Annotated in this window: 21 protein-coding genes; 11 read left to right on the top strand and 10 right to left on the bottom strand. The window is 64.5% G+C overall.

Features of this window, described 5'->3' with window-relative positions; translation table 11 throughout:
* Positions 1-13: 13 nt before the first annotated feature.
* A complete protein-coding gene (locus ACTXG5_RS26355) occupies positions 14-463 on the bottom strand; it encodes an Hsp20/alpha crystallin family protein (protein WP_445164604.1) in 450 nt (149 codons plus the stop codon).
* 140 nt (positions 464-603) lie between these two features.
* Between ACTXG5_RS26355 and ACTXG5_RS26350 the strand changes: the two genes are divergently transcribed.
* A complete protein-coding gene (locus ACTXG5_RS26350) occupies positions 604-936 on the top strand; it encodes a MerR family transcriptional regulator (protein ID WP_445161581.1) in 333 nt (110 codons plus the stop codon).
* Between the two features lie 60 nt (positions 937-996).
* Here ACTXG5_RS26350 and ACTXG5_RS26345 read toward each other — a convergent pair whose 3' ends face one another.
* The 3 genes from ACTXG5_RS26345 to ACTXG5_RS26335 are packed head-to-tail and all read right to left on the bottom strand — an operon-like array spanning position 997 to position 3,872.
* Positions 997-1,335, bottom strand: a complete 339-nt coding sequence (locus tag ACTXG5_RS26345) for a hypothetical protein (RefSeq protein WP_445161580.1) — start codon at positions 1,333-1,335, stop codon at positions 997-999.
* 41 nt (positions 1,336-1,376) lie between these two features.
* Positions 1,377-2,687 (bottom strand): NAD(P)/FAD-dependent oxidoreductase, encoded by a 1,311-nt coding sequence (locus ACTXG5_RS26340; protein WP_445161579.1) that lies wholly within the window; start codon positions 2,685-2,687, stop codon positions 1,377-1,379.
* A 45-nt stretch (positions 2,688-2,732) separates the two neighbouring features.
* Positions 2,733-3,872, bottom strand: coding sequence for an NAD(P)/FAD-dependent oxidoreductase (locus tag ACTXG5_RS26335; protein WP_445161578.1), 1,140 nt, complete (start codon positions 3,870-3,872; stop codon positions 2,733-2,735).
* Positions 3,873-3,978: 106 nt separating this feature from the next.
* On the opposite strand from ACTXG5_RS26335, the gene ACTXG5_RS26330 reads away from it, so the two are divergent.
* From ACTXG5_RS26330 to ACTXG5_RS26315, 4 genes are all read left to right on the top strand, one after another.
* Positions 3,979-5,160: a zinc-dependent alcohol dehydrogenase gene (locus tag ACTXG5_RS26330; RefSeq protein ID WP_445161577.1), complete on the top strand. Its 1,182-nt coding sequence runs from the start codon at positions 3,979-3,981 to the stop codon at positions 5,158-5,160.
* Between the two features lie 90 nt (positions 5,161-5,250).
* Positions 5,251-7,404: a glycogen debranching protein GlgX gene (glgX, locus tag ACTXG5_RS26325; protein WP_445161576.1), complete on the top strand. Its 2,154-nt coding sequence runs from the start codon at positions 5,251-5,253 to the stop codon at positions 7,402-7,404.
* Positions 7,405-7,528: 124 nt separating this feature from the next.
* Positions 7,529-9,331, top strand: a complete 1,803-nt coding sequence (locus ACTXG5_RS26320) for a diguanylate cyclase domain-containing protein (RefSeq protein ID WP_445161575.1) — start codon at positions 7,529-7,531, stop codon at positions 9,329-9,331.
* A 139-nt stretch (positions 9,332-9,470) separates the two neighbouring features.
* Positions 9,471-10,241, top strand: coding sequence for an SDR family oxidoreductase (locus ACTXG5_RS26315; protein ID WP_445164603.1), 771 nt, complete (start codon positions 9,471-9,473; stop codon positions 10,239-10,241).
* Here ACTXG5_RS26315 and ACTXG5_RS26310 read toward each other — a convergent pair.
* The 3 genes from ACTXG5_RS26310 to ACTXG5_RS26300 form a co-directional block, all read right to left on the bottom strand.
* Complete coding sequence (locus ACTXG5_RS26310) at positions 10,227-11,198, bottom strand: aldo/keto reductase (protein ID WP_445161574.1); 972 nt, start codon at positions 11,196-11,198, stop codon at positions 10,227-10,229. The genes ACTXG5_RS26315 and ACTXG5_RS26310 overlap by 15 nt on opposite strands.
* A gap of 24 nt (positions 11,199-11,222) precedes the next feature.
* On the bottom strand, positions 11,223-12,269 hold the full coding sequence (locus ACTXG5_RS26305; protein WP_445161573.1) for a sensor domain-containing protein: 1,047 nt from the start codon (positions 12,267-12,269) through the stop codon (positions 11,223-11,225).
* Positions 12,270-12,891: 622 nt separating this feature from the next.
* Positions 12,892-13,647, bottom strand: a complete 756-nt coding sequence (locus tag ACTXG5_RS26300; RefSeq protein WP_445161572.1) for a TetR/AcrR family transcriptional regulator — start codon at positions 13,645-13,647, stop codon at positions 12,892-12,894.
* A gap of 90 nt (positions 13,648-13,737) precedes the next feature.
* Here ACTXG5_RS26300 and ACTXG5_RS26295 point away from each other — a divergent pair, with 90 nt between their 5' ends.
* The 3 genes from ACTXG5_RS26295 to ACTXG5_RS26285 all read left to right on the top strand — a co-directional run bounded on the left by ACTXG5_RS26295 (position 13,738) and on the right by ACTXG5_RS26285 (position 19,532).
* On the top strand, positions 13,738-15,261 hold the full coding sequence (locus tag ACTXG5_RS26295; RefSeq protein WP_445161571.1) for a GMC family oxidoreductase: 1,524 nt from the start codon (positions 13,738-13,740) through the stop codon (positions 15,259-15,261).
* Between the two features lie 330 nt (positions 15,262-15,591).
* A complete protein-coding gene (locus ACTXG5_RS26290; protein ID WP_445161570.1) occupies positions 15,592-17,385 on the top strand; it encodes an NAD(P)-binding domain-containing protein in 1,794 nt (597 codons plus the stop codon).
* On the top strand, positions 17,385-19,532 hold the full coding sequence (locus ACTXG5_RS26285) for an ATP-binding protein (protein ID WP_445161569.1): 2,148 nt from the start codon (positions 17,385-17,387) through the stop codon (positions 19,530-19,532). The genes ACTXG5_RS26290 and ACTXG5_RS26285 overlap by 1 nt, the downstream gene beginning before the upstream one ends.
* Here the strand turns inward: ACTXG5_RS26285 and ACTXG5_RS26280 are convergent.
* Complete coding sequence (locus ACTXG5_RS26280; protein ID WP_445161568.1) at positions 19,522-19,989, bottom strand: lipocalin-like domain-containing protein; 468 nt, start codon at positions 19,987-19,989, stop codon at positions 19,522-19,524. The two genes, ACTXG5_RS26285 and ACTXG5_RS26280, sit on opposite strands and share 11 nt — an antisense overlap.
* Positions 19,986-20,576: a TetR/AcrR family transcriptional regulator gene (locus ACTXG5_RS26275; protein WP_445161567.1), complete on the bottom strand. Its 591-nt coding sequence runs from the start codon at positions 20,574-20,576 to the stop codon at positions 19,986-19,988. The genes ACTXG5_RS26280 and ACTXG5_RS26275 overlap by 4 nt, the downstream gene beginning before the upstream one ends.
* A gap of 105 nt (positions 20,577-20,681) precedes the next feature.
* On the opposite strand from ACTXG5_RS26275, the gene ACTXG5_RS26270 reads away from it, so the two are divergent.
* Positions 20,682-21,515 (top strand): enoyl-CoA hydratase/isomerase family protein, encoded by an 834-nt coding sequence (locus tag ACTXG5_RS26270; RefSeq protein ID WP_445161566.1) that lies wholly within the window; start codon positions 20,682-20,684, stop codon positions 21,513-21,515.
* 2 nt (positions 21,516-21,517) lie between these two features.
* Complete coding sequence (locus ACTXG5_RS26265; RefSeq protein ID WP_445161565.1) at positions 21,518-22,744, top strand: CaiB/BaiF CoA transferase family protein; 1,227 nt, start codon at positions 21,518-21,520, stop codon at positions 22,742-22,744.
* A gap of 46 nt (positions 22,745-22,790) precedes the next feature.
* On the opposite strand, the gene ACTXG5_RS26260 is transcribed toward ACTXG5_RS26265, so the two are convergent.
* Positions 22,791-23,609 (bottom strand): SDR family oxidoreductase, encoded by an 819-nt coding sequence (locus tag ACTXG5_RS26260; protein WP_445161564.1) that lies wholly within the window; start codon positions 23,607-23,609, stop codon positions 22,791-22,793.
* Between the two features lie 201 nt (positions 23,610-23,810).
* Here ACTXG5_RS26260 and ACTXG5_RS26255 point away from each other — a divergent pair, with 201 nt between their 5' ends.
* On the top strand, positions 23,811-24,125 hold the full coding sequence (locus tag ACTXG5_RS26255) for a DUF3349 domain-containing protein (protein ID WP_445161563.1): 315 nt from the start codon (positions 23,811-23,813) through the stop codon (positions 24,123-24,125).
* Positions 24,126-24,136 lie beyond the last annotated feature (11 nt).

Genomic DNA, 24,136 nt, shown 5'->3' with positions numbered 1-24,136 from the left:
GCTCTCCGGTCGATCAGGCGTTGATCACCTCCCGTTTTGTGGTGTGGTCGTTGATGGCCGCGTGTCCGTCACCGCGGCCGACGGTGATCTTGCGTGGCTTGGCTTTCTCGGCCACCGGGATGCGAAGGCGCAGGACGCCTTCGGTGTAGGAAGCGTCGATCCTGTCGGTGTCGAGGTTTTCACCGAGCACCAGCTGTCTGCTGAACACTCCACGCGGCCGTTCGGTGGCCAGCATCTCCCGGTTGGGGTCGACGCCCGGACGCTCGGCTCGCACGGTCACCACATTGCGTTCGATGTCGATGTCCAGCGAATCGGCGTCGATCCCGGGCAGGTCGAACTCGACGACGAATTCTTCGCCCTCGCGCCAGGCGTCCATCGGCATCACAGCCGGGCGGGCGGCCGTGCCCAGCACTTGCTGGGCGAAACGGTCCAGCTCACGAAAGGGATCGGTACGCATCAGCATTGCAGCCATCTCTCACTCCAATCTGTTGCCATCGTACGAATTACCTATGCCTTGAGGCATAGATTTTGTATAGCACCATAGTAACGTTAGTGCAAGTGTGATAGACAGGTTTTCTGCGCGAGCAAGTGAGGAGGCGCTCGATGGCCGATGCCGCAGGCGGTGGACCGGAGCCGGATCATGGCGTGTACAGCATCTCTGTCGCCGCCGAGCTTTCCGGCGTCGCCGTGCAGTCGTTGCGCCTCTACGAGCGCAACGGCCTTCTCGCGCCGACTCGAAGCGAGGGCGGGACCCGGCGCTACAGTGCCGATGACCTGGCCCGGCTGCGGCGGATCAGCGCGCTGGTTGACGCTGGGGTCAACCTGGCCGGGATCGCGCGCATCCTCAGCCTCGAGGATGACAACGCGGAACTGTCCGAGGCGAACACCGATCTGCGCTCCACGAACCGCAGCTTGCGCAATGCCGCGAAGGAGTGATCTGCTCGGCACCGACTTTCGTTGTCTTGCAGCGCAGTGAATTTCGAACCAGCGGCGCAGTCACTTCTCGATGTTGAAGAAGGACTCGCCGTCCTCCGGAGTCCCATCGATCTGGCCGCGGTCCCGCCCGTAATGGGTCGGGTCTAGGTGGTCCAGGTCGTCGTCGCTGACGACAACGAGTGCGCCGCCCTCGTCGGAGTCGTGTGTCTGCCGCGACGGCTCGTCGTCGGGCACATCGTCCGAAATCTCCGCCTTGAGTTTCTCGTCGAGCGACTCGTGGTCGTCGGCATCAATCCACCGGTCGGGCGGATCCACCACCTCATCGCCGTCATCGTTGCGAACCTCGTCGGAGTCCAGGCTTTCGGACTGGTCCGGCATGTTGTCGTCGTCGCTATCCACGTTGGCCGATTGCCCGACACGACGGCGGATTAAACGGGTTGTCAGCTGATCTTTGGCATCGGGATGCCTTCGCTGGCCGTGAATTGCGCGTCCTCCTGCGAAGACAGCCCGATCGATACCACGGATCGGTTGAACAGCAGATCGGTGAGGTAGGCCAACGACACGGCCCACCGGTTGACCGGGCGCGGAATCGCGTACAGGTGGTAGGCGCGCGTGACGAACTTCGCAGGCAGCCCCGACAGATGCACGTTGAGGGGATTGGCGACCGCATACCCCGGACCCAGGTCGACGACCAGACCGAGATTGCGATGCTTGTATTGCTTGCTCGTGCCGTAGCCGAGACTGGCGGCCACGTTGCGCGCCAGCACTTTGCCCTGTCGGGTCGCGTGTTGGGCGGTGGGCGGCGTGATCTTTCCGGGCTGAGTCAGGTCGGGCACCGCGGCCGCGTCGCCTGCCGCGAAAACGCCCAGGTGGCCCGGTACTTGAAGATCGGGCTGCACTTTGAGCCGACCCTTTTCGGTGGGCAGACCCAGCTGTTCGATCAGCGGCGCGCCGGTTACGCCCGTCACCCAGGCGATCGTGTGCGTGTCGATGCGCGAATCATCGCTGAGCACAACATGATCGGCATGCGCCTCCTTGAGCGTCGTGCCGAGCCGGACGTCGATGCCGCGGCGGCGCAACACTTTCAGTGCCGCGTCACCGAGCTTCTTGCCCACCTCGGGCATGACCTGATCGGCCGTGTCGAGCAACAGGAACTTCACCTCGGCGGGGTCGAAGCCCATTTGCTTCGCGGCCGCGTCGGCCAGCGCTCGCAGCTGTGCGACCAGCTCGGTACCTGAATAAGACGCGCCGACCACCACGACGGTGCGCCGCGCCGCCGCCACCGCGGGGTCGTCGTCGATATCGGCCAGCTCGAGCTGTTCGACGAAGTGGTCTCGCAGGTAAAGGGCCTCGGCAGTGGTTTTCAAGCCACGCGCGTGTGTCGCCAGTCCTGGCACGTCGAACAATCGCGTGACCGAACCGGGGGTCAGCACCAGGCGATCCCAGGACATGTGGTGGCGGCGTTCTTCGGGATCGCGATATGTCAGGGTTTGCTCAGCGAAGTCCACGTCGTCCACGCGGCCGCGCACCGCGCGCACGCCTTTGAGCGCATTGGCCAGAGGCACCGCGACAAAGCGAGCGTCGACCAACCCGCCGGCAACGTCTGGCAGCAAAGGTGTGTAGAGCATGTAATCGACCGGGGAAACGATGGTGATGTCAGCAGCCACGTGCCGTCGGCGGAGGATACGGGCCAGCCGGTGGGCGCAGGTGAATCCGGTGAAGCCGCTGCCGACGATCACGATTGAGCTCATCAATCCGAGTGTAGGTATTCGTAAGACTTCCGCTCAAGCGGCCGCTCACCGACCGCGGCGTTCGGCGATGAACCGCTCGCCGAGGTCGTAGTCGTCGTCTGCGTTGTAGCTGAGCACGCCGACAACCGCGTTCCCCGACTCGTACCAGACCGTGAAGCCGTCGGGACGGTTGAGCATCCGGCAGCGTTCGAAGCCATCCCCCCAGGCGTGATACTTCAGCGTCGCCTCACCGATGGTTGTCCAAAACCCTGGCACTCCATCCCATTTCATGTCCTGACCCGCCGCGCAGGCCCCGGCGATCGCGCCCTGGTCGGTCGCATCCTGCCAGTGTTCGACGGCCAAGTGGCGACCCGCGATCTCATGCCGCGCCAGCGCGACGTCACCCGCCGCGTAGACGTCGGGCGTCGAGGTGGCCATATCGGAGCCGACGACGATGCGGGAGTCCTGAATCTGCAAACCCGCCTCGGCCGCGATGCGGCTCTGTGGCTTGACGCCCGTCGCGGCGAGCACGAGATCGCAGTCGATGGTGACACCGTTGTCCAGCCGCACCCCGGCGTCGGTGATTTCCTCAACCTCCACCCCGCCGACGTGGCGAGCTCCCGCATCGGTTACCAGATCGCGCAGGCGTGCGGCGGCCTGGCTTCCGAGCCGCTTCTCTTGTGGAAGCTGTTCGGGGGCAACCAAAGTCACCGGCACACCGCGTAGTGCCAACGATGCGGCTGCCTCGCAGCCGATGAAGCCCGAGCCGATCACCACCGCTGAATCGGCGGTGTCCGCGGCGTTGCGCAGCGCGGTGGCCTCGGCCAAGGACCGCAGTAGCAGTGCGCGTTGCCCGCCCGGAATCGGCGGAGCTACCGGTGCCGCACCGCAGGTCAAGATCAGCGTGTCGAACGAATGGCGCTCATCGCCGGCATAGAGGGCGCGTTCGCCGAGGTCCAATCGTTCGACGGCCGCGCCGCGATTGAGTTCGATCTCCCGGTCGGCAAACCATTGGGCGGAATGCAGCTCGACGTCATCGGTCTGGCCGCGCAGATACTCCTTGCTCAACGGCGGCCTGGCGTAGGGCAGGTCGATGTCGGCGGTGAAGATCCGCACCGGTAGGCGGCTGTCGTGTTCGCGAAACGACTCCGCCGCGGCCACCCCGGCTGGTCCGCTGCCCACGACGATCACTCCCGACTCGGTCACCAGAGCGTGGTACCCGCGCTGGACAGACTCAACCCGCGCACCCGCAGTTTCGGCGGGCGCCAGACGGGTACCAGCCACGGGAGCAACCATTCAGGCAGGAGTGACGATGAGAGCTGTCACCTGGCAAGGCAAACGCGACGTGCGGGTGGAGTCGGTACCCGACCCGAAGATCGAACAGCCCACCGACGCCATTATCGAAGTCACCTCGACGAACATCTGTGGGTCCGACCTGCATCTCTACGAGATTCTCGGGGCGTTCATGAAACCGGGTGACATCCTCGGCCACGAACCGATGGGCATCGTCCGCGAGACCGGGCCGGAAACGGGCGATCTCCGGGTCGGGGACCGTGTGGTAATCCCGTTTCAGATTTCGTGCGGCAGCTGTCACATGTGCGGCAAACAGCTCTTCACGCAATGTGAGACCACCCAGGTGCGTGAACAAGGCATGGGGGCAGCGCTTTTCGGCTATTCGGAACTCTATGGCGAAATCCCCGGCGGCCAAGCCGAGCTGCTGCGCGTTCCGCAGGCCCAATTCACTCACATCAAAGTCCCTGTAGGACCACCGGATTCGCGGTTTGTCTACCTGTCCGATGTGCTACCGACCGCCTGGCAAGCGGTGGCCTACGCCGACATTCCCGACGGAGGCACGGTCACCGTACTCGGGTTGGGTCCGATCGGGGATATGGCCGCGCGCATCGCAGATCATCTGGGCTACCGGGTCATCGCCGTCGACCTGGTACCCGAGCGGCTGGCCCGCGTCGCCCAGCGCGGTATCCACACTATCGATATGGGGCATCTCGACTCTTCTCTTGGTGATGCGATCCGGGACTTGACCGATGGCCGTGGCCCAGACTCAGTGATCGATGCGGTGGGCATGGAGGCGCACGGTTCCCCGGCTGCTCGGTTCGCTCAGCAAGCCACCGCGGTACTGCCGGATGCCGTCGCCAAGCGCCTGCTGCAGACAGCCGGCGTGGACCGGCTCAGTGCGCTGCACTCCGCCATCGACATTGTGCGGCGCGGCGGGACGATCTCGCTGATCGGGGTTTACGGGGGGATGGCCGATCCGCTGCCGATGCTCACGCTCTTCGACAAGCAAGTGACCCTGCGGATGGGCCAGGCCAACGTCAAGAGATGGGTCGACGACATCATGCCGCTGCTGACCGACGACGATCCGCTCGGCGTTGACGACTTCGCCACACACGTGTTGCCACTCGAGGAGGCGCCGCACGGCTACGAAATCTTCCAGAAGAAGCAGGACGGAGCCGTAAAGGTCATGCTCAAGCCATGACCGGCCCCGGCTGAGCCCCGGAATAGCAAGTCCGTCAGGGCTTTTCGCACAATTGTTTGACCGCCGCTTTGCTCGGGTATCAAGTGCGCCATGACAAACGCAGCCCCTGCTCCCACGCCCACTGGCGAAGTGTGGCCGGGAAAGGCCTACCCGCTGGGCGGGACCTACGACGGCGCGGGCACAAACTTCGCGGTATTCAGTGAGGTAGCTGAGCGGGTCGAGTTGTGTCTATTCGACGACGACGGCACCGAGACACGGGTCACACTGCCTGAGGTTGATTCATTTATCTGGCATGGCTATCTGCCGACGATCGAACCCGGCCAGCGCTACGGCTACCGCGTACACGGCCCGTATGAGCCCGAAGCCGGGCTCCGGTGCAACGCGAACAAGCTGCTCCTGGACCCGTATTCCAAGGCCATTGACGGCACATTCGACTGGAATCAAACGCTGTTCGGCTACACGTTCGGTGACCCGGACAGCCGCAACGACGAGGACTCCGCGGCCAGCATGCCCAAGTCGGTGGTCGTCAGCCCGTTCTTCGACTGGGGATACGACCGCCCGCCGAACCGCGAATATGCCGACATGGTGATCTATGAGGCACATGTCAAGGGTCTGACCCAGACCCATCCGGATATCCCGGAACAGATACGCGGGACCTACGCCGCGGTGGCACATCCGGTCATCATCGAACACCTCAAAAACGTTGGCGCTACTGCGATCGAGCTGATGCCGGTGCATCATTTCGCCAACGACTCAACCTTGAGAGAAAAAGGCCTGAGCAACTACTGGGGCTACAACACAATGGGGTTCTTTGCGCCGGACACGAAGTACTCCAGCGCCACGTCGCCGGGCGGGCAGGTGCAGGAATTCAAGGCGATGGTCCGCGACCTGCACGAGGCGGGCATCGAGGTCATCCTCGATGTCGTCTACAACCACACCGCCGAGGGCAACCATCTGGGCCCGACCTTGTCGATGCGCGGCATCGACAACGCCGCGTACTACCGGCTCGTGGACGACGACAAGCGCTACTACATGGACTACACGGGCACCGGCAACAGCCTCAACGCCGGCCACCCGCACGCTTTGCAGCTGATCATGGATTCGTTGCGTTATTGGGTGACCGAGATGCACGTCGACGGCTTCCGGTTCGATCTGGCGTCGACCCTGGCCCGCGAGTTCTATGACGTGGACCGGCTGTCGACGTTCTTCGAACTCGTGCAGCAGGATCCGACCGTCAGCCAGGTCAAGCTCATCGCCGAACCGTGGGACGTCGGACCGGGCGGCTACCAGGTGGGTAATTTCCCGCCGCAATGGACGGAGTGGAACGGAAAGTACCGCGACACCGTCCGCGACTTCTGGCGGGGCGAGCCCGCCACGCTCGATGAATTCGCCTACCGATTGTCCGGATCGGCCGACCTCTACGAGCACACCGGGCGCCGACCGGTTGCCTCGATCAACTTCGTCACTGCCCACGACGGATTCACGCTGCGAGACCTGGTGTCCTACAACGAGAAACACAACGACGCCAACGGCGAAGAAAATAACGACGGCGAAAGCCACAACCGATCGTGGAATTGCGGCGAGGAGGGTCCCACCGAGGATGCGGGCATTAACGAGCTGCGCGCTCGTCAGCAGCGCAACTTCATGACCACACTGCTGCTGTCGCAGGGTGTGCCGATGATCTGTCACGGCGACGAGCTCGGTCGTACCCAGAGCGGCAACAACAACGGCTACTGCCAGGACAACGAACTCACCTGGATCGACTGGGCCGCTGCCGATGCCGATCTGCTGGAGTTCACCCACACGGTGTCAGCACTGCGCGCCGAGCACCCGGTGTTCCGCAGGCGTCGCTTCTTCAACGGCAAGCCGGTGGGCCGGCGCGGCCAGGGCGGCCTGCCCGACATCACCTGGTTCGCCCCCGACGGCTCGGAGATGACCGAAGAGGACTGGGGTGCCGGTTTTTCGAAATCCGTCGCGGTGTTCCTCAACGGTCAGGGCATCCCCGACCGCGATGCGCGGGGTCAGCGGGTGCTTGACGATTCGTTCGTGCTGTGCTTCAACGCCCATCACGAGCCGCTCGAATTCACCCTTCCCCCAGTGGAATTCGGCACTAGTTGGCGCACCGTCGTATACACCGGGTCTAAAGACACGACGCCGGACGAGCAGCTGGCCGCGGCCGCGAAGCTGACCGTCGACGCGCACAGCGCGGTGGTGCTGCAAGCCCTATCTGCTGACGAGGCTTGACCGCTTTGCGCCGATCCGGTGCCATCGGCCGGCTTTTTCGCGCAGTATCTTGATTGATGCCGCCGAATTGCCCGGCGGCGTCGTTGACAATGGGGTCAGACGTCACCCGGGGGAGGGGCAGCCAATGGATGGACCCCGCCCCACCATGCGTTTGGAAGCGACGCTGTCGCTATATGGGCGGATTGTCGCGCTGGTCGTGCTTGCCGTTGCTGTCCTGACGTGGACGGGCTGGATGACGGGTATCGAGCTGCTGACGCGTGTCTATCCGAGTTGGCCGGTGATGACCCCGTGGACTTCGCTGTGTCTGGGTGCGCTGGGGGCGTCCACCCTGGCGCAATCCGGGCATCCGTCGCGCGGACGTGCGTGGGCCGGGCGTGGCCTGGCGATCGCCGTGATCGTTTTCGCGGTCGTCATCTTCGCGGAGTACGCGACCGCCAGCTCCTTCGGGCTGGATCAGGCGCTGTTTGGGGAAGCGGTGCGCCTGCGGCAATCGTCGTGGCCGGGGCGTCCGAGCCCACAGACGGCGTCGTCAATCCTGCTCGTGGCGGCCACGGTTGCGCTGATACGACTGGATCGCCGGACCCTGGTGGCCTGGCCCGTGTGCCTGGTGGGCGGCGCGGCGGTCCCTCTTGTCACCGTCGCGGCCTATCTGTTCGACGCCGTGGCGCTCGTGGGCGTCTCGTCTTCCACCGGGCAGGCGATCTCGACGGCCTTGGCTTTGCTGCTGCTGGTCTTTGCGGCATCGCTGGCACGCCCGGACCGGTTTCCGCTGTCCTGGCTACTCGCTCGACCCGATCGGCGCTCGCTGGTTCGGTTGGCCGGCATCCTGGCTGCGTTTCCGGTCGTCGTGGCGCTGTCGAGGGCGATCCTCCTGGGGCTCGATCTTGGCGAGCATGCGGGGTGGACCCTGTCGATCGTTTTGGGCACGGCAATCGTCGGGGCGGTCACTTTCTACTTGAGCCAGCGCGAGCAGAGACTGCTGATCGAGAAGGAGGCAGTCAGCAAGCAACGAGCTGACGCCGAGATGCGCTATCGCCTTCTCGCGGACAACGCCGTGGACATCATCGTTCACCTTCGCGGCGCCGAGGTCGCGTGGATCTCGCCGTCCGTCGAGGCCGCGTTGGGGGGTCCACCTCAGCAATGGATCGGCCCAGGCTTCAGCCACCACATCCATCCCGACGACCTCGACACGGTCGCATCCGCACTGCAAAGGGTCGCCCGGGGCGAAGCGGTCATCGAACGGTTCCGGGTCCGCTCTGCCGACGGTGAATCCCACTGGGTCGACGGCCACGCGAAACCCTACGTCGACGCCGAGGGCAACACCGATGGACTGATCGCGGCGCTGCGCATCATCGACGATCAAGTCGAGGCGGAGCAGCGGCTGGATCGATTGGCTCGCTTCGATACCCTCACCGGGCTGGCGAACCGGGCCGAGGCCATCAGCCGCCTCGAGTCCGCGCTGGAACAGCCGCGACCTACCGGAACCTACGTCGGCGTGCTGTTCTGCGATGTCGACGACTTCAAAGACATCAATGACACGTGGGGACATGGCACCGGTGACTTCGTGCTGGTAACCCTGGCGGCACGGATCTGCGAAAGCGTCCGTCGAGGGGACACGGTCGGCCGGACGGGAGGCGACGAGATACTTGTCCTTCTGCCCAGCATCCAAAGCATCGACGAGGTCGCCCGGATCGCCGAGACGATTCGCCGCCATGCCGCCGAACCGATCCAGGTATCCGACGAAACTGCCATCTGCGCGACGCTGAGCATCGGCGCCACCGTTGCCCTGCCCGGCGAGGCCGTTTCCTCGATCACGGCCCGTGCGGACGGGGCGATGTACCAGGCCAAGTCTGGCGAGAGGAACCCCGTCGTCAGGATTCCCGCCGAGCCGTCACGACAGACAGCGCGGTGGTCACGTCAAGCGTGATCGTGCTTGCCAAGGCGCACACTATCTTTCGCGAGTTTATTGAACTCTGATCTGCCCAGCCGTTAGCTGTCGGATCCTTGGTCGATACGCTGTGCCTGCAGCGGGCTCGTTACAGGAGAGGGCGAATATGTCACGGACAGTGGTGGTTGGCGCGTCGAGTGGCCTTGGGCGCTGTATTGCGATCGGCCTTGCACAGCGCGGCGATCAGGTCGCGCTGCTGGCCCGCCGACGTGAGCGCCTCGAGACCGCCGCGAAGGAGGCCGGGCCCGGTGCGGTAGCCGTCGAGTGCGATATCACCGACGAGGCCTCGTGTCGATCGGCCATCGACGAAGCCGCGGAGGCTCTCGGCGGCATCGACAACGTGGTCTTCACGCCCGCCATCAGCCCGCTGGTCCGCCTGGTCGACACCGATGCCGCAACCTGGCGGCGCGTCTTCGACACCAATGTCATCGGCGCGGCGCTGGTGACGTCGGCCGCGATACCGCACTTGACCGCGTCCGCGGGCAAGGCGGTCTACCTGTCCTCCGACGCGGGTCCCTACGGGCCGTCCTGGCAGGGTCTGGGTGCCTACGGCGTCAGCAAGGCCGCCCTCGAGCGACTGGTCGACGCGTGGCGTGCCGAACACCCCGACGTCGGCTTCACTAACCTCATCGTGGGGGAGTGCGCCGGCGGCGAGGGCGAGGCAGCAACCGGCATGAACGCCGGTTGGGATATGGAACTGGCCATGCAGGCGGTCCCGGTGTGGGTGTCGGATCGCTGCATGCCCGGCAGGTTGATGCCCATCGAGGACCTGATCGCAGTGGTGCACACGATCCTGAGCACTAACTCATCGACCTCGATGCCGATCGTCATCGCCAGGGGCGCCCCTGCCGGCACCCCGGCACTAGCCCCCGCGTCAGCGACGCCCTAGCTTCTCTCGCGCCAGGTCGGTGAGGAAGCGAACCGGTGACACCGGCCGGAACGCCAGCGCCGCCTCGGTGAGTGCGTCACGCGATGCCGCGGGCAGCTCGATGTCGGCCGCGGCCACGTTGAACTCGAGCTGTTCGACGCTGGACGCGCCGGGAATGGCGACCACTCCCGGGTAGCTGATCAGCCAGGCCAATGCCACCTGCGCCGGCTGGGCGTCGACTTCCTTCGCCACGTCCCGCAGCAGCTGCAGCAATGGCTCGAGACGGCGAAGATTCTCGGTACCGAACAGTGAATTGATCGCGCGGACGCCGCCGGGACGATTGTCGACGCCATACTTGCCGCCCAGCAACCCCTGTTCCAGTGGGCTGTAGGCGATCACGATGCGATTCTCCCGCTCGGCAAACGGCACCATATTCTTGAGCGCATTCGGAAACGCAAGCGAAAAATGGACTTGATTGCTGATGACCGGACGACCCAGCGCGGCGTCGGCTTTCTGCCAACGTTCCAACGAATAGTTCGAGACGCCGGCAGCACCGATCTTGCCGCTGTCGAGGAGATCACGCATTCCCGGCATGATCACCGAATCGGGGACCAGCGGGTTGGACTGGTGGATCTGGTACAGCGGGATGCGGTCCAGCTGAAGTCGGCGCGCGCTCGCGCGCTCGCGCTGCTTGACCACCGCGGGAAACGGCGCGACCGGCATGATCTTGCTGGCCACCGCGACTTCGGCACGCTCGTCGCCGAGCGCCTCGCCGAGGATCCGCTCGCTTTTGCCCAGCCCGTACACCTCGGCGGTATCGAACAGCGTCACCCCCTTCGCCCGAGCACGCTGCACGATGTCACGGGCGGCGCCTGCGGCGTACTCATCCCCGTAGCCCCACTCGCGTGAGCCGAACTGCCAGGTGCCCAAGCCGATCCGGCTGACCTGTCCCACTCCGTCGACATCGAGATATTTCATGTGCCCACCGTACTGGGGAGACGCTCAGTCGGGGATCTTGTTGAGGATGTAGTTGGCGATGCTCACGGCCGTCTGCCGGGGGCCGCTGGCATCGGTCGTGCCGAGGCTGACGACGTACAGGTCGACCACGACGTTGGCTTTGGCCGCCGCCGCCCGAACAAAACGCACCTTCAGGCCCTTGGGTGCCAGATCCATCGTGGTGATGCCGTTGCCGGCATCGGCGGGAGGGCTCAGCGACAAGGTGTACGTCGGCCCGCCGGGGGCGGTCAGTGTCACGGGTACACCGCCACATTGGCGCCATCCGTCGACCAGGTTCGTCACTTGTGCTTGGGCGGTCGGCGAATCGCGGAATGCCATGGCCGCCTGAATCACCTGGATCGATTTCAGCAAGGTTTGGGTGTCGGAAAACGCCTCTGCGCGGTACCGCAACATGGTGGTGAGGTCGTACGCCTCCGGGGCCCCGGGCATCACGCTTCCCCAGCACTGTGTGCGATCGATCGTCGCGTCCGTGTCGCTTTTACTTGGCCGATCAAAGGTTTGGCCGGCCTCGAGGTTCTGGTCGTTGGTGAGGCCTCTCAGGGCGTCCAGTTTGGGCAGCAGCTTGATGACGTCGTCCGGCGCCACCTTGGGCGGCGGCGGTGACTCGCTGGTGGTGACGGGGGCGCCGGTGGTCGCGGGCGCCGTGGCCTGGTTGGACCGAGTGACTTCCAGGGTGGTGAGCGTGGCCCATCCGGTCAGCGCGACGACGGTGAGCACGATGAACGCATACGACAGGGACAATCCCATCAGCGCGCGATCACGGCCGAGCTCACCGGTGCGGCGGATTTGCGAAAGGCCCAGATGTCCGAGAACCGCACCGACGGGGGCGAACACGAACGCGAACACCAGCGACAAGGTCGCGAAGGTGTTGACGGGCGGGCGGTGCGGCGGTGGGGGCGGCGGCATGAAGCCCGGCGGTCCCGGCGGCGGCCCTGCCGGCGGTTCGGCGTATGGGACGCGGCCAAGTGGATCGTAACTAAAGGGCTCGGGACTAAAGGGACTGTGCCCGAACGGATCCTGAGGGTAGCTCACCGAGTGCCCTCCTTAGTCCGGGCTCCTGCGACCAGCCTAGTTCACGAGGGCCTGCGTCGGATTAAACCTCACTGTTTCCGCTCCGGTGCCCGATCGTGCCGGCCATCTACGGCAAATTCCCGGCAAGATTGGTTGCGGTTGGCCAAGCCATGGAGGGATCCGCGGCGCGCCGCCCTCCGCCGGTGCGGACGGCGTCCCGACAAACATCAGGCCGCCGAGGGCGCCGACGCAAACGGCCAGTAGCAAAGTCACCAACACGTGCGCGACTAGGCGTGTCAGTTCGCCAGAACCCCTCAACGGGACGTCACCCAGTGTGATGGGAAAATCGGCGATCACGTGGTCGCTGTGGTAAGTGCGAGGCATATGCGTGCTCCTTGGGTACTGCGCAGCCCACGAGCGAAAGCCATGGCCGCGGTGGAGGTTTGGTAATGGTGGGTCGGTCACGCAGCGGTCGACGAGTGTTTGGTCATGGCGGCAATCATGCGATCGTCAGGTGCTCAGTTCCCAGATCGTTTCGTGCTCAATCACTGCCCGGTTCGACCGCGGATGTTCCAGCTAACTCGGTCCCGTGAGTTCCGATTCCGCTGTGGCCCTTCCGGTTTAGAGTATTCGGCGCCGTGTTTCAGTATTCCGTCGCGATGCTCTGGTCGGCCAACCGATTGAGCCATTCCGCCATGAGAACGCGTTCGCCGCGGGTGAGCGCGGCCCCGGGGTCGTCCCGCAGCGCATCGCGCAGAGCAACAGCGCGTCCGGTGAGCGCCGGCATGGTGGTGCCGGGCGCAACCGTGTCGTTCACGAACCCGCACAACGCGTGTTCGCGGGCGATCAGCGAGAGCTCGGGGTCCCGCTCGTCGGGCGGGAGACCGATCTGCGACAACGCGAATCCCACTCCCGCGGCAAAGGCAAGCTGGGTGGCGCTGTCGACGCTCATCCGCAGCCTGCCCTGATGCCCCAATCGCGAAATTGGTCCTCGCAGGATCTCGAATGACTCCTTCGCCGCCGAGCGCATCTTGCCGGCGCGCACCTCTCCGTAGGCGAGTACATAACATTCCGGCTGAGTCAGGCCGAACGCGATGTGAAGGTCCCACAAATGGCGCAGGTCCTGCACTGGGTCGCTGGAAGCGGCGGCCCGCTTATCCCGCATGTAGTTCTCCAGCACAAACGCCGTGAGCGCGTCTAGCAGCCCCTCTTTGTCGCCGAATTCGCGGTAGATGACGGGCGCCTGGACACCGGCAGCGGCGGCCACGGCACGCGTTGAGACCGCGTCGACGCCGCCAGAGTCCAACAAAGCAGCGGCCGCCCGCAGCACCTTCACCGAAGTCGGAACGTGATCGCTTCGATCCGTCGCGGTCATCACGGTATCAACGATAACACTCATTGATATTAAGCCCTTCACCACTTAGTATCGCTGATATATATCACTGGAAACACGACCCGTCGTGGTCGTTCGGCAGAACAGGAGAAAGTGATGTCATCGTCATCCCCGACCTACGACTTCGTCGTCGTCGGCGCCGGCAGTGCCGGCTGCGTCATGGCCGCTCGACTGTCAGAGGACACCAACGCCCGGGTGCTATTGCTCGAGGCGGGCAGCGCAACACCGCAGCCGCTGAGTGCGATTCCGCCGGCATGGCCCGCTCTTCTCGTAGGCGAGTCCAGCTGGGGAGATACGACAACCGTGCAATCCGCGACCGGCACTGCGGTGGCGATTCCCCGCGGCCGGGGTATAGGCGGATCGTCGGCGATCAACGCGATGCTGATGGCGCGGGGGCATCGCTCCAGTTACGACGACTGGGAGAAGGCCGGGGCCACCGGTTGGGGCTTCGACGATCTCTTGCCGTACTTCAAGCGAAGCGAAACCGCGGCGGGCGGGGACCCCGAACTGCGGGGTGTCGACGGCCCGCTGGTCGTGGCGCCGGCTAACCCGCTGCACGAGCTGCAGTCCGCCTGTTTGGCCGCCGCCGTCCAGACTGGATACGAGCGAGTGGACGATGTGACGGGTGGCCTCGAGGTCGGTTTCGGGTCGGTCGACCTCAACATCGTCAATGGCCATCGGCAGAGTGCCGCAGACGCGTATCTCGCGCCCGCGTTGCAACGCCCAAATCTGGATTTCGTGGCCGAGGCCATGGTTCACCGCGTGTTGATCGAGGATGGGCGCGCCACCGGGGTTGAATACCGTACGGGCAGTGGGGAACTGGTAGTCGCCGGCGCGCGGGAGGTCGTGCTCGCCGCCGGTGCGATTGGATCGCCGCAGTTGCTGATGCAGTCCGGCATCGGTCCGTCGACCCATCTCCGCGAAGTCGGCGTCGATGTGGTGATGGATCTTCCCGGTGTCGGCGCGAATCTGCACGATCACCCCACTGCCGTCTTGGTCTACCGCGCGGCGATGCCGGTCCCGGCCGCCCTCAACAACCACGCCGAAGTCATCGGAGTGATGCGCAGTGAATGGGCCGGTGCCGCACCCGATTTGCAGCTGGTGTTCGTCGATGCTGTAGCTGAAATGGCCGGCGTCGACCTCCCCGTCGACAACGGCTACACGGTCGGGGTCTCGCTCATGCAACCGGTCAGCCGCGGCACGGTCCGATTGTCGTCGCCGGACAACAGCACCGCCCCGCGCATCGACCCGAACTATTTCGGCGACGACCGGGACATGCGCACGATGATCGCCGGTCTGCGGCTTGCCCGCGAAATCGGTCAGGCCAGCGCCCTCGTTGCCTGGTGCCGCGAAGAGGTGGCGCCGGGGCCAGACGTCACGGAGGAAGAGGCCCTGCGCGCGTATGTGAAGGCCAGTTTCATCTCCTACTACCACCCGGTGGGGACCTGTGCGATGGGTAACTGTGAGTTGTCGGTGGTCGACAGCACGTTGCGGGTGCGGGGGATCGACGGCCTGCGGGTCGCGGATGCGTCCGTGATGCCCTCGATCCCGTCGAACAACACCAACGCCACCGTCTACGCGATCGCCGAACGCGCTGCAGAACTGATCGGCCGTGGCTGAAACCGACTATCCGCCTCGACCTCGATGGGAAGGATAGTGCGCCAACGGAAATGGTCATCAATTGAGCGCGAAATGACCTGGTACCTGAGCAGTCTGTCGGGTCAGGATCGCGGTTGACCAGTATCCATCACTGACCGCGGGACATCCTCACGGCCGGATGGTCCCGCTGAACGCTAAGGAGAAATGAGTCGTGCCGAACCCCACACAGACGGAACTTCTTGCGAGAGAGACATGGCCTCGCTTCGATGCCGCAAATCCGGTGGCGCTGTTGATGTGCACCGCACACCTGACCGGGGACCTCGGGCTCCTGCGTGACGAGGGCGGCCGAACATGATGATGGGGGTACCTGGGGGCGGCTATTCGACGGAGTGCCGCGCGGAGATTCTTGAGGCCTGCCGCGCGGCGCTTGCGCGGACCGGCGATTGGGAGCGTAGGGAACCCGGCTACGACCTGTTAGCGCGAGCTGTCGTCTGGTCGATGGGGCCAGAGTTCGCGCCGTATGTTGCGCTGCTGGCCGACGCGCTCTCCTTCTCGCCAGAAAGTGACCCTGGCAAGCCGCGGTGGCGGCAAACCGAGGTGGGGGCTGATCGCGATTTTCAGGTGGCGGTGATCGGTGCGGGGGAAAGTGGCCTGCAGTTGGCGCACCGGCTGCGGCAGGCGGGTGTCGCGGTCGTCGTGCTGGAGAAGAATGCTGATGTCGGCGGCACCTGGTACGAAAACACCTACCCAGGCTGCCGTGTCGACCTCACCAGCCAGGCATATCAGTACAGCGCTTATCCAAGGCGTTGGGACGATTATTTCAGCACGCAGCCCGCTGTCCTGGAGTATCTGAAAGCCTTTGCGCGCGAAAACGATCTCTATGTCGACATCGAGTTCGATTCCGAGGTGGTCTCCAGTCGGTGGGATTCCTCGCGTGCGAAATGGGTGCTGCAGGTGCGCAGCGGCGAGCGTATTCGCGAGGTCGTTGCCGACGTTCAGGTCAGTGCCGTGGGCCAACTCAATCAGCCGCATATTCCCGACATTCCGGGGATCGAGACGTTCACGGGCGATGCCTTCCACTCTTGTCGCTGGGACCACTCGTTGGATCTGGCGGGGAAGCGGGTGGGCGTGATTGGCAGCGGCGCAAGTGCGGTTCAGTTGGTGCCGGAGATCGCGCGCTCGGCGGCCGAAGTGTCGGTGTTCGCCCGGACCATGCCATGGCTGGTACCCACTCCGAATCTGCGTGCGGCCGTTGGCGACGATGAGCAATGGTTGCTCGACAACCTGCCCCACTACCGCACCTGGTACAGGGCGACCGAGGTCCTCGCGACAGTTGAGGGCAACCTCAACGCCGTCACCGTCGATCCGGACTACCCGCCGACGGAACGCGCGGTATCGGCTGCCAACGATCAGTTCCGCGCGCTGCTGCAACAGTGGATCGACGTGCAGACCGAGGCCGATCCGGAGCTTGCCTCGGCGTCTGCTCCCGGCGGACCGTTTGGCGCGAAGCGCTGGATCGCGGACGACGGTACGTGGCTCTCCACCCTCAGCCGGCCAAATGTTCACCTGATCCGTGAACCCATCAAGGAAGCCTCACCCTCGGGGCTGCAATGTGTGGGGGACGAACTCCACGACCTTGACGTTCTGATTTACGCGACCGGGTACCGGGCGGCAGAATTTCTCTCGCCGATGCGTATTGAAGGCCGCGATGGCAGGGATCTGCGGGGTCGGTGGTCCGGAGACAACGCCAGTGCCTACCTTGGCGCGTGCGTGCCAGGATTCCCGAACTTCTTCACCCTGTACGGCCCCAATACCGGCATTGTGGTGCACGGCGTTTCGGTGTTCTTCATGTCCGAATGCGCGGTCCGTTACGTCGTGGATGCGGTCAGGCTGCTGTTGGAGAGCGGCGAGTCGTCGTTGGAAATACGGGAATCGGTCTTGGCGGCCTACCAGCGTCGCATTGATGAGGCCAGCAGTCTGCGGGCTTGGGGGTTCTCCACGGTCAGCTCCTGGTACAAGAACAGTACGGGCCGGTCAACGCAGAACTGGCCGCTGACGATCTTCGAGTTCTGGCAGCGCACCCGCCAAGTCGACGCCGCCGACTTCATCTTCACCCCGCTGCCGACGCCCACGCGGGCCAGCTGATGGGGGAACTGCAGCACCCGAACGCGCGGCTGTGCCGCAATGGGCGGCGGGCCTCCGGTGGCGCACCCGAAAATCCGGGGGCCATATCGTTGCACGACAAGGGAAACGACCGCACGTTGGAGGCACGTATCCGCGCCGCGCGGGCGCGAGAGTTCGTGGGTCGGACCGCCGAACAGACGTTGTTTCGCTCGTCGTTAGTGACAGATCCGGCAGACCCCACATTCACCGTGCTATGGGTGCACGGGCCTGGCGGCATCGGCAAGTCGGCCCTCCTTGAGCGATTCGCCGAGGATGCACAGGCGGTGGACCGGCCGGTGGTGCGAGTCGATGGCCGAGCGATCGATGCAACATCCGGTTCCTTCGCCGCAGCCGCTTCGGGCGCCGCCGACGTGCGGCGAGTGGTGGTGATGGTCGATAACTTCGAACGGTGTGATGGCCTCGAGGAGTGGCTGCGGCACGACTTCGTGCCGCAGCTCCCGCAGGACGCTCTGGTGGTCGTGGCGAGCCGCCACTCGCCCAAGTCGGGCTGGCAGGCTGGGCTCGGATGGAGCGAGCTGTTACGGGTCGTGGCCCTTCGCAACCTGTCGCCGGCCGACGCCGGCGCGCTATTGGATGCCCGACGGGTACCGATCGAATTGCATTCGCGGATCATCGATTTCGCCGGTGGGCATCCGCTGGCGTTGTCGCTGGCGGCGAAAGTGGCAGAGGTGGAGATATCGGCTGCGCGGAGCTGGACGCCAGGGCCAGACGTTATCCGGACACTGCTCTCGGAGTTGGTGGGTGCGGTGCCTTCGGCAGTGCACCGGCAGGCCATGGAGATTTGTGCACACGCTTACGACACCACTGAGGAGTTGCTGCGGGCAGTCCTCGGTCCGGACCACGATGCGGAAGCGGTGTTCGATTGGCTCCGTCAACAGCCGTTCATCGAAGCCGGAGCCCGCGGAGTGTTTCCACACGACGTGGCGCGCGAGGCGCTCGACGCGGACCTGCGGTGGCGGGATCCACGGGGGTACGAGGCCATGCATCGTGCGATCCGCAATTATCTGCTGGAGTGCGCGAATACCGGGCAGGGTCATGCCACCCAGGACGCGATGAGAGGAATCAGTTTCCTGCACCGCCATGGCGGTGTGATGCCCGACTTCGTCACCTGGCAGCGCCAGGAAAACATCGAGGATACCGATCTGCGCCCTGGCGACCGCGATGCCGTATTCGCTCTGGCCGTCGAGGCGGAGGGCGTGGAGTCGGCGCGGATCGTGGACTTCTGGCTGTCCCGACAACCGACTGCCTTTCGCGTCTATCGGCGCCTCGGCAGCGATGAACCCATTGCATTCATGGCCTGGCTGCGGCTGAGTGCAGCGACGGACGACGAGAACGCAGCAGATCCAGTGGTGGCCGCGGCCTGGCATCACAGCCGGAGCGCGGGACCCGTCAGATCTGGAGAGCATCTCGCACTGGCCCGCTTCATGGTGTACCCAGCCGCTTATCACCGGCCCTCGCCGGTCGCCGATCTGGTGCAGGCCCGAATCCTCGCCGAATGGTTGCGATCGACACGCCTCGCCTGGTCCTACCTCGTTCTCGCGGATCCAAAATTCTTTCAAGCACAGATGGACTATCTGGACCAGCATTTGATCCCTGCGGAGCCAATCGTCGGGGATAGCTCGTACTGGCTATACGGTCACGACTGGCGCGCCGTACCGGTCACGACCTGGCTGGATCGGCACGTCGAACAAGAGCTGTTCGGTCCGCAGGCGCAGACCGCCAGTCCTGATACAGATCTGGTCGTGCTCTCGCGGGAGGAGTTCGACGCCGCTGTGCGCAACGCGCTGGACTCCTGGCACCGGCCCGATCGGTTTGCCTCAAATCCTCTGACTCGCAGTAGGATTGCTGCCAATCGGGATGGCGAACCTGTCACGTCACTGCGCGAAACACTCAACGACGCGGTTGGGACACTGGCGCGCGACCCGCGAACTGAGCAGCAACACCGCGCCGCGGTAACTACCTTTTTCCATGGGGTGCCCACCCAAGAAGTCGCCGCGCAACGGCTCGGCCTGCCGCTGAGCACCTTCCGTCGGCATCTGAGCCGCGCGCTCAAAGAGATCTGCGACCAACTTTGGAGCAGGGAGCTCTATGGCTGGGCTACGGATTAATGCGGGTACGGCGCCAGACCAGCTTGGCGTCCCGGGGCTCGCCGTGGATCAGGATCGGTTCGGCCGGGCGCAATTCTAGGCAGGAGTCTCGTAGACGTGCCTTGCGGTATTGGATTCCACCAATCCAGTTGGGCAGCAGGCTGACTTCGACGTGGTGAGCGATCAGGCCTTCGTCGACGACGGTGAACGGGCCGGCGTAGCTGAGGTAACCTCCGGCCGCCGCGGCGAGTTCATTGTCGTGGGCCAGGTGCGGATCGTTGCGGTCGAGGGGCGTGCGGTCTGCGCGCATGAGCTGGGCCGACATGTAGCCGTCCGGGGTGTACATGATGATGCCGCGGGCATCGATACCCAGCGGGTAGGTCACATCGGAGCCGTCAATGCTGCTGCTTTCGTAGGACTGGAGCGTCCAAGCGCCAATCAGGTTGGTGCGCAGCTCATTTAGGGTTATTGCGGTCATCGGGCTATTGTCGTTTCTGCGGCTTCGGCGCTGGTGGTCAGTTCGGCGATCGCCGCATCGAATGGCTCGGGGCTGCGCAGCACTCGGCCGAGAATCAGCGCACCTTCCATCGCGCTGACGGCGTTGATAGCGAGCTGCCCGGCGCGATCTTCGGGAATGTCTTTCTCGGCGAGACGAGCGGCCAGGGTGGAGATGAGGTCCTGGAAGCCGCGACGGGTGGTGTCGGTGAGCGCCACTGAGCCCGGGGTCGATTCGATGACGATCGGGGCAACAGCGCAGCCTTCGCGGTAGTCGCTGGCAATGAGCTCGTCGCGCGGACGCCCGAGGAAGGCCGCGATCAGTTCGGCGGCGGTGGTGGTGTTGCCTGCGGCCCGGTTGAGGTGGGCGATGCCATCGGCGGCGTGCATGAGCGCTACTTCAGTGGCGAGTTCTTCCTTGCCCCCGGGGAAGTGGAAGTACAGCGACCCGCGCGGTGCCGAGCTTTCGGTCACGACATCTGACAGTGCGGTGCCGGAATACCCGTGCGCGCGGAATAGCCGGCGAGCCGCGGCGATCATTCGGTCTTTGCTATCGCTACGCCTAGGCATGTTGTCCATCATACATAGTTCTTGACGGAACGAGATTAATTGATCTAGCCTGGGCTATAATGTAGGTATTACGAGCGACATAGTAACTAGACGAGAGGATGTCTCGTGACCGAACAGACCCTGGATCAGCCGATGGGCGCGATACCACCGGCGGGTGCCCCGGACCGGAACTCACCGGCGGTGGCCCGCGAGATGGACGGCCACGTCGCCGTGTTGACGATGCAGCACGCCCCGCACAACTTTTTGAATACCGCCCTGTTCGACGGCCTGATCGAGGGGGTCCGCTGGGCGGCCGAGCAGCATGCCCGCGCCGTGCTACTGCGCAGCAGCCTGCGCAATTTTTGCGCCGGCGCCGACGTCTCGTTGTTCGATAGTGCCGAGAGTGGTGAGGCCCCCGGCCTCGATCTCGTCGAACTGCTGCGTGGGTTCGACACGCTGCCGATTCCGATCGTCGCCGCCGTGCACGGAGTGTGCCTCGGGGGCGGCCTGGAGCTGGCGCTGGCCTGCGATCTGATTGTGGCGAGCGAGTCGGCCAAGATCGGCAGCGTCGAAGCCGCGATCGGGCTGAATCCCTTGATGGGCGGCATTCAACGGGTCACCGAACGCGCCGGCGCGGCGCGTGCCAAGGAGATGGCGCTGCTGGGGCGCCGCTACGACGCACGCACGCTCGAGCGCTGGAACGTCATCAATCGTGTTGTCCCCGACGAACAACTCGCCGCGGTCACCAGAACACTTGCCCACGAACTCGCCAACGGCCCAACCGTCGCCCACGCATCCACCAAGGCGATCGTCTCGCACACCGTGTCGCACGGAGTTCAGGCAACCGACGAGGCGATGGGTGAACTACAAAGGGACATCTGGAAATCCGAGGATCTGAAGATCGGCCTGGCCTCGCTGGCGGCCAACGGTCCCGGTGCCGCGCGTTTTGAGGGGCGGTAATGATGACGCTTCCACTCGAAGGTGTCCGGGTCGTCGATTTCACCCGCGTGCTCGCCGGTCCGCACTGCACCAAGCACCTGCTCGATCTCGGCGCCGAAGTGATCAAAATTGAACCACCCCAAGGAGATATGACTCGCTTGGCATTTCCGCGCCAGGATGAGATCAGCGGCTATTACGCCCAACAGAACGCGGGCAAGCGCAATCTGAGTATCGACCTCAACGTGCCCGAGGCCCGCGAGGTGGTGCTACAGCTATGCGACACAGCCGACATCATCGTCGAGAACTTCCGTCCCGGCGCGCTGGCCGCATTCGGCTTGGACTATGAATCGGTAGCCGCGCGTAACCCCGCGGTCGTCTACGCCTCGATCAGCGGATACGGCCAAACCGGTCCGTGGCGCACCAGGATGGCGTACGCGCCCACCGTGCAAGCCGAGGTCGGATTCACCCACAACACGCTGCAGCAGTTCGGTGTGGACGGCGCGGCGCGCCGAACGGACTCGCTCTCGCACGGCGACGTGTACGCGGGGCTGCACGCCACCATCGCCGTACTGGCTGCGTTGCAGCAACGCCGGATCACCGGTGCGGGTCGATACATTGACGTCGCGATGGCCGCGGTGCTGACATCGATCAATGAGCGCGTGCACTACGACCTGTCCGATGTCGATCTCGGGGCCGAGACTCCGATCCTGGGCGCCACCGACTGCGCGTTTTTCACCAGCCCCGAAGGCCATCAGTTCATTTCACCGATGAGCCTGGTGGGAAGCCTGGGCTTCCCGCTCTATCTGCACGCGATGCGACGCCCCGACCTGGCCGACGATCCGCGGTTTCGCACACCCGAATTGCGCCGCCTAAATCTCGAGGCGTTGCACGCGATTGTCCAGTCCTGGATCTACACATTCGATTCCATGAATTCAGTCGATGCACAGTTCGATGAGGCCAAAATCGCCACCGGCCAACTGCGCGACGTCACCGAGTTCAACGAAACGGAGTGGGCTAAGGGCTGGGTGACCACCCGCGAAGTCAGTGACCGGCACGGTGGCAGCATCACCATCCCCGCGCCACCGTGGCACTTCAGCGGCCACGACGGCACCCTGACCACCCAAGTACCTGCGCGCCAGGGCGAGCACAACGACGAGATCCTCAAGGAGATCGGCCTGGCCGCCGACGAGATCGATGCGCTAAGGACAGCCAGTGCGCTCATTGAACCCGCACGTGAGGCTATTGCGTAGGCGTACTGAACGCGCCATGTTTGGTGAGTGGTGACGGGTAGCAGGATTACGCCGTTGGACTTGGTTCGGTTAAGACTTCGGTGCCGCCTACCGCCGCGGCCATGTTGCCGCGATCGGACGCGAAAGTTTGCAGCCAGGTATCGACGTCGGGGCCAAGGACTACCGCGTGGTCGGGCGCCAGCAGTGCTCCCCGGGAGAACGCGGCCAGTGCGGGTTCAGCGACGCGTACGCGGCGGCCATCACCCTGCGCGGCAAGCAGCTTCGACACCAGGTCGGGTAAGCGGATGGCTTGCGGACCCGTGATGGTGCGTGGCCCGCGCGTTTGGCCCAGAGCCGCCTCGACCAGAACATCGGCGACGGTGTCGGCAGCAATGGGCTGAATCAACCAGTCCTGCACCACCACCTCGCCGTCGTCAAAGTTCACCGCGGCGGGGCTCGATGCGAATTCACACCACTGCGTGGATTTCACGATTGCGGCCGGCACCGGACCCTCGAGCACAACCTCCTCGGCCGCGCGCTTGGCCACGAAGCACGGAACCCCATCGAACACGGGGTCCTCAATGCCGGCAACGGTAGACACCACTAATCGTTGGACCCCCTGCGAGGCGCAAGCACCCACCAGGTTGCGGTACGCGGTGGTGAGGTGGTCTGCGACGTCCACGTGATCATCGGTGGATATCGGGTTAGCCACGTCGATGACGACATCGACCCCTGCTAGCGCCTCGGATAAGCCGTCGCCGGTGATGAGGTCGACACCGTGGGCGCGGGATATCTCGACGACCGTGATATCCCGCCCCTTCAACCTGGTGGTGACACGGGATCCGGCCGTGCCGGTCGCTCCAATGACAGCGATAGTGGTCGTCACAGCACCTGCTTTCGGTCGCTCGCCGAGCACAAAGGCAATTTCCAGGGAAAAATGCAGTACCCAGGAAAACTCCGTCCAAACCTGCGACTTGCGGCCGGTTCACGCGAGCGTCAATAGCTCTTGGTTTCAAATCGCCGTGCCGGGTTATACCTGGCAGAAGTATCACTGAGGCGAGCGTGCGCCGGGTTAGTGAGGTGGGAGATGTACTTGAGCCATCGGGTATCGAGCATCGTCGCCTTTTTGCGGGCGGGCTACTCCACGTGGATGCCCGCGAACGGCCACATCCCGCTGCTGGCCCTGTTGCGGCGGCGAGTCACCGATGACGAGATCACTGACATTGCAAGCGAACTCATCCTGAGTGGGCATTCGCCGATCGACAACGTCGACATTGGCGTGGAAATCACCCGGGTCACTCACGAGATGCCCTCACTGAACGACGTCGAGCGTGTCCAGGAGCGAATTGCTGTGATCGGGCACCCGGACACTCCCTCGGATAACCCACCGTGCGGTGCGTGAATTGACTTTTG

This window comes from Mycobacterium sp. Dal123C01, from assembly GCF_052566995.1.
Note: the sequence above shows the minus strand (reverse complement) of the source record. Positions and strands in the feature narration are given on the sequence as shown.